The sequence below is a fragment of the Mesorhizobium sp. M7A.F.Ca.US.006.01.1.1 genome (assembly GCF_003997935.1).
GTDB lineage: Bacteria > Pseudomonadota > Alphaproteobacteria > Rhizobiales > Rhizobiaceae > Mesorhizobium.
Genome location: NZ_RZQL01000148.1, coordinates 6,203 through 18,077, shown reverse-complemented (window position 1 = coordinate 18,077; position 11,875 = coordinate 6,203). Strand labels below are relative to the sequence as shown.

Annotated in this window: 13 protein-coding genes and 1 tRNA gene; 9 read left to right on the top strand and 5 right to left on the bottom strand. The window is 60.7% G+C overall.

Going from position 1 to position 11,875, the window contains the following annotated elements:
• The first annotated feature begins 289 nt into the window (after positions 1-289).
• Positions 290-694, top strand: coding sequence for a response regulator (locus EN943_RS23645; RefSeq protein ID WP_127414838.1), 405 nt, complete (start codon positions 290-292; stop codon positions 692-694).
• A 105-nt stretch (positions 695-799) separates the two neighbouring features.
• On the opposite strand, the gene ctrA is transcribed toward EN943_RS23645, so the two are convergent.
• Entirely contained in the window at positions 800-1,495 is a 696-nt protein-coding gene (gene ctrA, locus EN943_RS23640) for a cell cycle two-component system response regulator CtrA (RefSeq protein WP_006203583.1), read from the bottom strand.
• Between the two features lie 452 nt (positions 1,496-1,947).
• On the opposite strand from ctrA, the gene EN943_RS23635 reads away from it, so the two are divergent.
• Positions 1,948-2,325 carry a flagellar export protein FliJ gene (locus EN943_RS23635; protein ID WP_013529907.1) on the top strand — a complete coding sequence of 126 codons (378 nt, stop codon included), beginning with the start codon at positions 1,948-1,950 and terminating at the stop codon, positions 2,323-2,325.
• A gap of 98 nt (positions 2,326-2,423) precedes the next feature.
• On the opposite strand, the gene EN943_RS23630 is transcribed toward EN943_RS23635, so the two are convergent.
• Positions 2,424-2,822: a helix-turn-helix domain-containing protein gene (locus tag EN943_RS23630; RefSeq protein WP_127257584.1), complete on the bottom strand. Its 399-nt coding sequence runs from the start codon at positions 2,820-2,822 to the stop codon at positions 2,424-2,426.
• Positions 2,823-2,912: 90 nt separating this feature from the next.
• On the opposite strand from EN943_RS23630, the gene EN943_RS23625 reads away from it, so the two are divergent.
• Positions 2,913-3,839 carry an NADP-dependent oxidoreductase gene (locus EN943_RS23625; protein ID WP_127414837.1) on the top strand — a complete coding sequence of 309 codons (927 nt, stop codon included), beginning with the start codon at positions 2,913-2,915 and terminating at the stop codon, positions 3,837-3,839.
• Positions 3,840-3,931: 92 nt separating this feature from the next.
• Here the strand turns inward: EN943_RS23625 and EN943_RS23620 are convergent, their stop codons facing one another.
• Positions 3,932-4,207 carry a DUF1153 domain-containing protein gene (locus tag EN943_RS23620; protein WP_013529904.1) on the bottom strand — a complete coding sequence of 92 codons (276 nt, stop codon included), beginning with the start codon at positions 4,205-4,207 and terminating at the stop codon, positions 3,932-3,934.
• A 288-nt stretch (positions 4,208-4,495) separates the two neighbouring features.
• Here EN943_RS23620 and mnmA point away from each other — a divergent pair, with 288 nt between their 5' ends.
• The gene (mnmA, locus tag EN943_RS23615; protein WP_127414836.1) at positions 4,496-5,686 is read left to right on the top strand and encodes a tRNA 2-thiouridine(34) synthase MnmA; all 1,191 of its coding nucleotides are present in this window, start codon (positions 4,496-4,498) and stop codon (positions 5,684-5,686) included.
• A 41-nt stretch (positions 5,687-5,727) separates the two neighbouring features.
• On the opposite strand, the gene EN943_RS23610 is transcribed toward mnmA, so the two are convergent.
• Complete coding sequence (locus EN943_RS23610) at positions 5,728-6,693, bottom strand: Gfo/Idh/MocA family oxidoreductase (protein ID WP_024504501.1); 966 nt, start codon at positions 6,691-6,693, stop codon at positions 5,728-5,730.
• A gap of 241 nt (positions 6,694-6,934) precedes the next feature.
• Between EN943_RS23610 and EN943_RS23605 the strand changes: the two genes are divergently transcribed.
• The 3 genes from EN943_RS23605 to EN943_RS23595 all read left to right on the top strand — a co-directional run bounded on the left by EN943_RS23605 (position 6,935) and on the right by EN943_RS23595 (position 7,837).
• Positions 6,935-7,011, top strand: a tRNA-Met gene (locus EN943_RS23605).
• Between the two features lie 248 nt (positions 7,012-7,259).
• On the top strand, positions 7,260-7,568 hold the full coding sequence (locus tag EN943_RS23600; RefSeq protein WP_127414835.1) for a hypothetical protein: 309 nt from the start codon (positions 7,260-7,262) through the stop codon (positions 7,566-7,568).
• Between the two features lie 5 nt (positions 7,569-7,573).
• On the top strand, positions 7,574-7,837 hold the full coding sequence (locus EN943_RS23595) for a hypothetical protein (RefSeq protein WP_127414834.1): 264 nt from the start codon (positions 7,574-7,576) through the stop codon (positions 7,835-7,837).
• 255 nt (positions 7,838-8,092) lie between these two features.
• On the opposite strand, the gene EN943_RS23590 is transcribed toward EN943_RS23595, so the two are convergent.
• Positions 8,093-8,377 (bottom strand): DUF6074 family protein, encoded by a 285-nt coding sequence (locus EN943_RS23590; protein ID WP_127414833.1) that lies wholly within the window; start codon positions 8,375-8,377, stop codon positions 8,093-8,095.
• Between the two features lie 428 nt (positions 8,378-8,805).
• On the opposite strand from EN943_RS23590, the gene EN943_RS23585 reads away from it, so the two are divergent.
• Complete coding sequence (locus EN943_RS23585) at positions 8,806-9,309, top strand: response regulator transcription factor (protein WP_245475947.1); 504 nt, start codon at positions 8,806-8,808, stop codon at positions 9,307-9,309.
• 316 nt (positions 9,310-9,625) lie between these two features.
• On the top strand, positions 9,626-11,875 hold a 2,250-nt coding region (locus EN943_RS23580), incomplete at its 3' end, for a DUF5801 repeats-in-toxin domain-containing protein (protein ID WP_245475945.1).

Below are 11,875 nucleotides of genomic sequence, written 5' to 3'. Positions count from 1 at the left end.
ACGATATCGATCCACGCGACGCCGGAAGAAATCGTGCTTTCGGCGGCCTGATTGCGCAGCCGACAAAGCGAAGTATTTTTACATTGAAATCTGTAATTCCAGCTCATTGATTTGAGATGCGTCTGGTTGTCCAGGCAGTGCCAAAGCATTCGTGAATAAAAGCAGGCAGCTGCCCATCTTTGTAAAAATTTTACCTAACGCCTTTTCGGCTTCTTTACCAGATTGGCCTATGGTGCGTCCTGGATGCCCCGACGCTACCGGACTGCCAGAAGGCAAAGAGGACCCGGAAATGAAACGCTGCATGTTCGTCGACGATTCAAGCGTCATCAGGAAGGTTGCAAAACGCATCCTGGGCGGCTCCGAAATGATTGTCATCGAGGCCGCCAGCGGACTTGACGCGCTGGAGATGTGCGCCGCCGACATGCCCGACATCATCGTCGTCGATGGCGCCTTGCCCGACGTACCGGCGGTCGATCTCATCCGTCGCGTCCGCGCCATGGAGAGCCCGATAAGGCCGCAGATCCTGATTTCCCTGGTCGAGCTCGATATTGCTTCGATCATGCGGGCCAAGCGAGCCGGCGCCCAGGGCTATCTCTTGAAGCCGTTCAACCGCCCGCAGCTGCTCGAGCGCTTTCGCACCTTGAAGAGCGCATCTGATTCGGCACCCTTGAGCAATTCCAGAAAAAGTGCGTGACGGTTTTCTGCTCGGAAGCCCAAAAACAGACCGCTACCAGCCCATCATGCAAAAACCCGGCCGAAGCCGGGTTTTTTTATTGAAAAGATTCGAACGATTCGTCGCTCAGGCGCTGACGCGAATGTCTTCCGGTTCGCGCAGCACATAGCCGCGCCCCCAGACCGTTTCGATGTAGTTCTGACCGCCCGATGCCGCGTCGAGCTTTTTGCGGAGCTTGCAGATGAAGACGTCGATGATTTTCAGCTCAGGCTCGTCCATGCCGCCATAGAGGTGGTTGAGGAACATTTCCTTGGTCAGCGTGGTGCCTTTGCGCAGCGAGAGCAGCTCCAGCATCTGGTATTCCTTGCCGGTCAGGTGCACGCGCTGGCCGCCGACTTCGACTGTCTTGGCATCGAGGTTGACCACCAGGTCGCCGGTGGTGATGACCGACTGGGCGTGGCCCTTGGAGCGCCGCACGATGGCATGAATGCGGGCAACCAGCTCATCCTTGTGGAACGGCTTGGTCATATAGTCGTCCGCGCCGAAGCCGAGGCCGCGCACCTTGTCCTCGATGCCGGCCATGCCGGAGAGGATGAGGATAGGTGTTTTGACCTTGGAAAGGCGAAGCGTCCTCAAGACCTCGTAGCCCGACATGTCAGGCAGGTTGAGATCGAGAAGAATGATATCGTAGTCGTAGAGCTTGCCTAGATCGACGCCCTCTTCACCGAGATCGGTCGTGTAGACGTTGAAACTTTCCGATTTCAGCATCAGTTCGATGCTTTGTGCGGTTGCACTGTCATCTTCTATCAGCAGAACACGCATTTCATTCCCCTTTTCTGCTGCCGGACCATTTCACGACCCGTCCGGACCCGGAGCAGTGGTTGCCTTGTGCAGAGGCTGCCATTGAATGGTTAACAAATCCTAATTTCCCGTCCATGACGGTACCAGATTTTTTAACCTCTTTCTACACCCTCTTGAATCTAATAACGAATCTCAGAACCAAATTCCTAATGCAACACATTAACAACTTGGACTAAGCGACTCCAGGGACTCATCGACGTCGCTTCCGCATCGGTGGCCGGAATTTTTACCCGGCCTTAAGTCCTGACCCGTATGATTAACAATGCCCGTAAACGAATGGTTACCGCCGGCAAAAAACTTTAGGGTTTTGTTTCCCATAGTTCGGGGAAAGCCAGTGGACACGGGTGCGGCCTGGGCGTTTCCAGGTGGTTTGGACGATATGTGCGGGTGTGCGTTTCCGGGAGTACCGAATCATGAAGTCACGTGAAAACCTCGTTCGGCTGAAACAGTTTCAGGTGAATGAGAAGCGGCGGCAGCTGCTGCAGCTCGACATGATGATCGCCGAGTTCGAACGCATGGCCGTCGAGCTGGAGCTTCAGATCACCGCCGAGGAAAAGAAGGCCGGCATCACCGACATCAACCATTTCGCCTATCCGACCTTCGCCAAGGCGGCTCGCCTGCGCCGCGACAACCTCAGGAATTCCCAAAGCGACCTCGCCCAGCAGCGAAGCGCCGCCGAATCATTACTCGGCGAAGCTGAAGCGGAGCTTTCCAAGGCGGAAATGCTGGAATCGCGCGACACGAAGATCCGCGAAGCCGAAGTCGGTGGCCGCAGCGCCATGATCGGCTAAAATCCTGCCGTTTGCGGCGTCAACGCTCGCCATCGATCTGGCGCATTGTCGCGGCTTGCGGCCCCGGCGGGAATACGCCAAGAAAAATGAAACCCGCCCTACGCGGCCCAATCCCCTTCATTCTCGGCAATTGCCCTTGCACGGGCATCCTTGATATCCGGCGCATGCTGCTCCGCCCATGACCTGATCTGGGTAAGCAGTCCCGCCAGGTTCTGGCCGAGCTCGGTCAATTCATATTCGACGCGCGGCGGAATGACCGGGAAGATCTCGCGCCGTACCAGTCCGTCGCGCTCGAGCACGCGCAGCGTCTGCGTCAGCATCTTCGGCGTGATGCCCTCGAGCTTTCGGGCAAGCTCGCCATTGCGCAGCCGGCCTTTGCGCAGCGCGCAAACCACCAGATAGACCCATTTGCTGGCCAGCATCTCCAGCACGGTGTGCGAAGGGCACGTTCGCCGGAACGCGTCATAGCCGAAACCGCAATCGTCTTCACTATCCATAAGGTGCGTATATATCAGGAAGGTACATACTGGACAAGGGACTATTACTATCCAAATTATAGTGGCATCAACCGAGCCGGAGACATCTCAATGCGTGCCGTTATCCAGAATTCCGTCGGCGGACCCGACGTCCTTGTCATCGCCGATCAGCCGGATCCCACGCCAGGGGCCGGCGAAGTGCTGGTCCGTGTCAAGGCCGCGGGCATCAATCCGGTCGATGGCGCCGTCCGTGCCGGCTACTACCCCTTGCTCGGCGAGCCGCCCTTCATCCTGGGTTGGGATATCTCGGGAACTGTCGAAGCACTCGGCGCCGGCGTCACCGGCTTCAAGATCGGCGACGAGGTGTTCGGGATGCCGCGCTTTCCCAAGCAAGCGGCGACCTATGCCGAGCTGGCTGCCGTACCTGCCGATCAAATCGCACTGAAGCCGAAGGGCGCGGACCACCTCCAGACGGGGGCCTTGCCGCTTGCCGGCCTCACCGCCTGGCAAGGGCTTGTTCGCCACGGCCGACTGAAATCGGATCAGCGCGTGTTGGTGCATGCGGGAGCCGGCGGCGTCGGTCATCTGGCGGTGCAGATCGCCAAGGCGCGCGGCGCCTACGTTGTCGCCACCGCCAGCCCGGCCAAGCTCGATTTTGTCCGCAAACTTGGCGCCGACGAGGTCATCGACTACACCAGGGGCGATTTCACCGACCAGGTTCGCGACATTGATCTGGTGCTGGATCCAATGGGCGGCGACCACGCCGAACGTTCGCTGAAGGTCCTCAAACGTGGCGGCGTGCTCGTGTCATTGCTCGATGTCAGCGACAAAACCAGAGCAAATGCCGGTGCGCGCGATATCCGGGTCGAGCGTATGTCCGTCGTGCCCGACAGGGAGGGCTTGGTGGAACTGGCTCGGTTGATCGATGCCAACAAGCTCGCCGTCCATGTGGCGAAGAGCTTCCCGCTGGACCAGGCGGGGGCGGCTCACGCCTTCCTCGCCACCAAGCCGATAGGCAAGGTTGCACTGACCGTCTGAGCGCCAGAAGGCTCGCTTCCAGAAACGAAAAGCGTTTTGGAAAACACGAAGGGCGCGGGGTTAGCCGCGCCCTTCGTCTAAATTCGCAATGGTCAGTGCCGGTATTGCTGGATGCGCGTCGTGCGCAGCCCGGCAAGGCCATATTCGTCGATCGACGCCTGCCAGGACAGGAATTCCTCGGTGGTGAGCTTGTAGCGTTGGCATGCCTCGTCCAGGCTCAAAAGCCCGCCGCGCACGGCCGCAACCACTTCCGCCTTACGCCGGATAACCCAGCGACGTGTATTGGTCGGCGGCAGATCGGCAATCGTAAGAGGGCTGCCGTCAGGCCCAATAACATATTTGACTCTCGGTCTAACCAGATCGGTCATCGTACTCTCTACAAAAAACTCAAAGACCCAATCCCCGCCACGTTACCGCCACAGCTTTAAAAATTGCCTAAGCAGACCCTAATGACTAGGTAAGGATCATGAACGCCGCGTTAGTCTTTTCGCCGGCATTTGAAACATCTGCCCGCAAACCCTGATTTGCCGGGGAAAATGCACCCCTTGGCGGAGATCGGCCGCAACCGGTGAATCGCCCTGCACGCTGGCGCGCCGGTAAAGCTTGACCTATATTCTCGACATTGGCATTGAGGCGCCGCGCAGAACGAAAGCATCATGAACAGTCTCGATCTTCCCGGACGTCCCGAAAACACCCGCATTGTCGTCGCCATGTCGGGCGGTGTCGATTCCTCGGTCGTCGCCGGCCTTCTGAAACGCGAGGGCTACGACGTCGTCGGCGTCACCTTGCAGCTCTACGACCACGGCGCGGCGACACACCGGGCCGGCTCATGCTGCGCCGGGCAGGATATCGACGATGCCCGCCGTGTCTCCGAGACGCTCGGCATCCCCCACTATGTGCTCGACTACGAGGAACGCTTCCGCAAGGCGGTCATCGATCCCTTCGCCGAGAGCTACGTCGCCGGCGAGACGCCGATCCCGTGCGTTTCCTGCAACCAGACGGTGAAGTTCGCCGACCTCCTGGCCACCGCCAAGGAGCTCGGCGCCGACGCGCTGGCCACCGGCCACTACATCCGTTCCGGCGCCAATGGCGCCCACCGCGCGCTCTACCGTCCGGTCGACGCCGACCGTGACCAGAGCTATTTCCTGTTCGCCACCACACAGGCGCAGATCGATTATCTGCGCTTTCCCCTGGGCGGCCTGTCGAAGCCTCAGGTTCGCGCCATCGCCGAGGAGATGGGGCTGGCGGTTGCCGCCAAGCAGGACAGCCAGGACATCTGCTTCGTGCCGCAGGGCAAGTATTCCGACATCATCGCCAAGCTGAAGCCAACCGCGGCCAATCCGGGCGACATCGTCCACATCGACGGCCGCGTGCTCGGCCGCCATGAAGGCATCCTGCGCTACACAATCGGCCAGCGCCGTGGCATCGGCATCGCTTCTGGCGAGCCGCTTTACGTCGTCCATCTCGATGCCGACCGCGCTCGCGTCGTGGTTGGCCCGCGCGAGGCGCTGGAGACGCACAAGATCTATCTGCGCAATATGAACTGGCTGGGCGACGGACCGCTCACAGACGTCCCTGCTGGCGGCCTGGAACTGTTCGCCAAGGTCCGCTCGACGCGGCCGCCGCGCCCGGCCGTGCTGCATCATCGTGTCGGTACTACATGGGTGGAACTGGTCGACGGAGAGTCCGGCATCGCGCCGGGCCAGGCCTGCGTGCTCTACTCCGATGACGGCAACGAAGCCCGCGTGTTCGGCGGCGGCTTCATCGAGCGTTCGGAGCGTGGCGCCGAGGCCGAGGCCATGCTGACCCGGCTCGCCGCCAGGCCGGCCCAGATTCCTGCCGAATAAGATTCTTGCCGAATAAGATTTCCGCCGAATAAATCCGCGCTTCAGGAATTCGACTTGGTGTGGGTGACGGTGCCGGCAGTCAGGATGCGCAGCACCCTGATCGCTTCCTCGCCGCTGGTACGCGGTTCGGCACGCGTCTCGATGCACTGGATGAAATGCTCTAGCTCGCGTGTCAGCGGCATGCCCTGGGCAACCGCGACATAGGACGGTTCATTGGTGGTGAAGGCCCATTGGCCGCTGTCCTGCCACACCGCGTGGCGGTAGACAGCCAGCTTGCGTTCCCATGGCTCGACGTCGTCGAACACCGCCATCGCCTTGGTGCCGACCACGGTCAGCCGCCGCTCGCGATAGGGATTGAGACGCGAGGTGAAGAGATGGCTGCGCAGGCCGTTGGGGAAGCGCATGTGCAGATGCGCGAAGTCGCTGAGATTGTCGAGCAGGGCAGCCCCCTCGCCGCGCACCTCGATCGGCTCTGTGCCGGTGATCGCCAGGATCATCGACAGATCGTGCGGCGCCAGGTCCCACAGCGCGTCGTTCTCTGTGTGGAACTTGCCGAGGCCGAGCCGATGCGAGTGGATGTAGCGGACTTCGCCGAGTTCGCCCTTGTCGATCAGCCCTTTCAGTGTCTCGAAGGCGGGGTGGAACCGCAGGACATGGCCGACCATGAAGACGCGGCCATTGTCCTTGGCCGCCTGCACCGCACGCTCGGCGTCAGCAACGGTCAGCGCGATCGGCTTTTCCACCAGCACGTCCTTGCCGCTCTCGACGGCACGCACGGCAAGATCCGCATGGAATTGCGGCGGCAGCGCCATGACGATGGCGTCGATATCGTCACGGACGAACAGCTGGTCCGGCTCGATCGCCAGGCAGTCCTGCTCGCTGGCGAAGCCTTCTGCGCGGGCCCGGTTGGTATCGGAGACCGCGTGCAGCGCGCCGAGCGCCTTGAGAGTGCGGATGTGGTTGCTGCCCCAGTATCCGCAACCGAGGACTGCTATGCGCGGCTTCATCTGTTTCAAACTCTAAAAACTCGTGGCCGAGACATAGCGACGTGCCCCTTCGAACTCAACCCCCGGCGGCGGCAACCAAATGTCCGCACGGCAAAGCTTTTCGATAATGACGATAAGCCGGCAAGCCGGTTGCTTCGAAGCTTGACAGGCTCACCCTCCCAACCTTATATCCGCGCGACCTTGGCGAACGCCCCCGACATGCCTTTCGATTTGAGGCGGATTTCGGGCCTTTCGCCGCCCTGGCGGGGTAGCTCAGTTGGTTAGAGCACGGGAATCATAATCCTGGGGTCGGGGGTTCAAGTCCCTCTCCCGCTACCAAATTTCTTCAAATAAAATTAGGCGTTTAGGTGTCATCTAGCGCGCCTTCTTTGCCATTCTCAAGTCGCACCATGTTGCAAATGACTACCGTGATTTCCAAGGGTTTCCTGCGACTATCGGCAGGTTCACGCGACAGGGATGCGACATGAATCCCTTTTTCGATGAGCAAAATATAGACCGTGTGTTGAAGGCCAGGCACCGGAGATAATGCTCGACCTCGTGTTGGCCTGGGGTTTGTTGGACTAGGCATGCTGCTTGCCCACGTGCCTGGCGTGCCGATGGTCGAGGGTGCTGACATCGTCAAGAGAATCCCCCACGTCAGCCCACAGCGCTACTTGGCCGGTCAAGGAACGATTCCGCCCTCCGTGGGTTACAAACTCATGATGAACACCATCAAACCCCACGGAATCGGGATTGCGTCCGATGTCGCCAATGCCAAGCAGCGCATCGAACGGGCCGAGCTCGCGATTGAACGCGCGGAAAAGATGGTGGCCCAAAACATCGAGCGGTCCGGCAGGATTCGGCGTCTGGTCGAGGCCGCCAAACGAGATCGATAGGCCAAATGTCAATGCTGTTCGAACCCTTGGACTCGGATTATCACAAACGCAGCGTGCTTTACCACGCGGCCCGGCTTTCGATGCTCCATGATCGAATGATGATGCGATTCGACAAGGTCGACGAAGCGGCCGACAAAGTTGAAGCTGCGGCGGCCGTGCTGGTCGATGTCACCCATGGCTCTGCCGTCGCCGCCTTCCAGGACGCTGTGTTCCGGAATTCATCGGCAGATTTCCTTCAGATTGAAGCGGGCCAAACCCTCGGGCTCTGAACTGCGAGGGATGGCGGTGATACGGAACCCGCGGAAGGCAACATGCGTTACCCACGGTTGATTATCTCAAATCGGTTGTCCGGGAGCTCATGCCGGCTTGGCTCGTGCGGAAGTCGGCCGGCGTCGGCGTTCTAGACCTGAGCAGCAGCCACTCACACGCGACCTGATAGGCACTGCACCGCCGGCGCGATACCGCGGGCCAGTGAGATGGGAACCTCCCGACCGCAGGCTCAACGAGTCGCAACTGTAAGGCAGTCATGCAGCACTGCCTCCTGGCTGCCGCTGATACGTTTGAATGATCTCAGCCTGCACTGCCGACCAGAACGCGCCAAGCTGTTCGTCCTGCTCCTGCTCGGGAATGCCGATGCGACTCATGTGGCCGAGCAGGCCGGTCGTCACCCGGTAGCGATAGCATTCGGCATGCCGGTCGGTCGACTTGTCCAGCATCTTGCGGGCGATATCGCGCACCTTGCCGATCCGACGGACAAGCTTAATCTCCGACAGTTCCTTCCGGAACCAGGGCTTTGGTTGTTTGCTCATGCCGCGCTTCCTGCGCTTGCAAGGCCGCTGTGATCAGCTGCCTCTCCCATTTCTGAATATGCAGCGGATCCTCGCGCGATCGAACGCTGACCTTTCAATCAAGTCCAGCATCGCCTCTGCAGAATCGTCAGCCGGCCTGCTTCGGTGCGAGGGAGCCCACCGGTCCGCCGCGGATTATAGCAACATGTATATTAGCTATTACTTGACAATATGCCTGGGCTCTGGTTTCCTGATTTAACGGGTACTTAACCAAGTTCGTTGCGTTTTTTACGGACGGTGTTCGCATGTCGACGTTGGTCGTGGCGGACCCGCGAGGGGTATATCTCGCCGGTCTGGAATGGGTGTTGCAGAAGGCTGGACACGATGTTGTCGCCCAGTGTCGCCGCCCTGTGGACGTTCTCGCTCATGTGGAGCGCCATCAGCCTGATATGGTTATCGTGGGCGTGGATCTCGCGGATCAGCAGACATCAGGTCTTTCCTCACGGCTGAAGGCCGGCAACAGCGCTCTCGGCATCATCTTCATCGTGCAGCCAACCGGCAGGCTCGATGTCAGGGAAATACAGACGCTCGACGTCGATGGCCTGTTTCTGGACGGCATCAGCCACCGCTTTCTCATCGAATGCGTGAATGCGGTGGCGGCGGGCAAGAAGTGGATCGACAACAAGATCGTCCAGCAACTGCTGATGCCCGGCTCGCAGCCGCAGCCAATGTCCAGGCTGACCGGGCGGGAGACCGAGATCGCCGATCTCGTCTCGCGCGGGCTGCGCAACAAGACCATCGCGCAGCGGCTGCATTTATCCGAAGGCACGGTGAAGATGCACCTGCATCACGTCTACGAGAAGCTGCACCTCGGCGGCCGGGCGGAACTGGCCTGGATGACGCACGGCAAAGCCGCCGAGCATACAGGAACGGGCCGAACCGGCCTGCTCTGAACACTCTCCACTCGCACCGACATTGTACGCACGGCAACGGCCGGAGAGCCGTCTGACGGCATCTGGCGCGTGCCTGCGCGACCTCCCGCAGCGCCCGCCAGCCGGTTCTATCGAAGGATATATATCGTTCGATCAGGTGCGGACATTGACCGCAATACTATCCAAGCGGGAATGGACGCGCCCTCTGCCCCGGCGGCACAATGAAATTGGAGGGGCGCATTTCAGTATGCGACCGGCTGCACCGGGGTAGGTGCATTTCCGGCATTGGGGGCTGCATCCCTTTTCCAGAAAGAATTTTGAACCAAGGAGAATCTCCATGGCACTCGACATCTTGACCCAGGATATCGTCCTCGACGAGACCACCGGTTTTACGGACGATGATATCAATCCGGCCATTGCGCCATACGACACCAACCCCACGGTGCAATATCTCCTAGGTCTCGACGATCCGGGTGGGCTGACCTCGCCGGAGGTCGCCTTCCAGGCCAGCTTCGTGGTCGCCTCGGCGAGCGCGGGAGAAACCATCACCTCGGTCGTTCTCTCACAGAACCTTACCGGAACCCCGTTTTCCACAACCGTCGGCGTGAACAGCGGCATTCAGACGGTCGATGGCAATTATGTCTGGCTGTTCAAAGACGCAGACCCGACCCATGCAAACGTCGTGATCGGTGTCATCGGCACCTCTGACCCGTCCGCCGCACCGGCTGCGACCGGCCCGCTCGCTTTCTCGTTTGGGCTGGTCGGCACCAGCGCTACCACTGCGGACCTGTACACGGTTGAGTATGTGCCGTTGTTTCACCCCACCCCGGGCAATCCGGATGAACGCATCGATCTGGCCAACAAGGTGTTCGCCTCGGTCACCGGCACCTCCGTGGCTAATTTCGCAGGCTCGGCCGCCGCGCCCGGCAATCATGATTTCTACCTGATCAATTCGGCCAATGACGCTTCCAAGCAGCTTCTGGTGATTGGTTTGAACGGTGGCACCGCCAACGTGAGTTCACAGGGTTTCGGCGTCAACAGCCAGAGCATCAATCCAAACGAAACGCTGCAGGTCGATTTTGTGACCGGCGGTACCCTGAACGCGGGGACTGCCGCGCAAATCCAGTACGGCGGCCATCTCGAAACCGTCACGCAGGCCGGGTTCACCATCAGCCAGGTCACGCCTTCTAATCCGAATGATCGTGTGGACGTCCAAGTCAACGCCTTCAACGTTACGAACAACGAACAAGGCACGGACTTCTTTGACGGCACCGCAACCAGCTCCGTGGACATCACCGGCATCAAGTTGACGGGCACATCGGGGTATGCGTCCCTCATCACCGCCGATGGCACCTATGCCACGGCAAGCGGCAACGTCACGATCACCGGGCTCAGCGGCACTGGGAACACCGTCACCATCGCCGGGCTCGATAACACCACCACTGTCGATGTCACCACCGGCAGCCCAATGGATCGGCTGACGGTCAAGGGGGTCGATGCAAACGAAGGGTGCGACATCTCCGAGTTCCATTTCTCGGCGACGAGCACCAACGCCTACAGCGAAGAGGTCGGCTCCTTCATCAACTTCGACGATGATGGGCCAACGCTTTCGATCACGGCGGCAGTGACGGTTGGTCCCGCCGAGGTGGTCGAGGCCAGCGGGGCTGGCGGGCAGAGCCAGGCGACGATCACGGCGCCGACCTTCGACGCCGGCGCGGTCGACGGCTACACGACGGATGTGGGCTACGCGCTGGCCCTGGCCGGCGCGGCAGCGACCGGGCTGGTGACGACGGACGGCAACCATGCCATTACGTTGGTGGTCGACTCGGCCACCCAGGTCTCTGGCAAGTACGACAGCGACGGCAACAGCTCGCTCGACGCGACGGCGTTCACGGTGACGCTGTCCGGTACGACGGTGACGCTGACGTCGTTGGTTGCGCTTGAGCACTCGAACGCGCCGCAAGGCGGGGGCGAGGACAACACGCTCGACCTCAACGGTCTGATCAACGTGGTGGCGACGGTGACGGTGACGGACGGCGATGCCGACGTCGTGTCGCAGCAGAGCACGAGTTCGGGGCTGTCGTTGATCTTCGACGATACCGATCCGACGCTTTCGATCACGGCGGCAGTGACGGTTGGTTCCGCCGAGGTGGTCGAGGCCAGCGGGGCTGGCGGGCAGAGCCAGGCGACGATCACGGCGCCGACCTTCGACGCCGGCGCGGTCGACGGCTACACGACGGATGTGGGCTACGCGCTGGCCCTGGCCGGCGCGGCAGCGACCGGGCTGGTGACGACGGACGGCAACCATGCCATTACGTTGGTGGTCGACTCGGCCACCCAGGTCTCTGGCAAGTACGACAGCGACGGCAACAGCTCGCTCGACGCGACGGCGTTCACGGTGACGCTGTCCGGTACGACGGTGACGCTGACGTCGTTGGTTGCGCTTGAGCACTCGAACGCGCCGCAAGGCGGGGGCGAGGACAACACGCTCGACCTCAACGGTCTGATCAACGTGGTGGCGACGGTGACGGTGACGGACGGCGATGCCGACGTCGTGTCGCAGCAGAGCACGAGTTCGGGGCTGTCG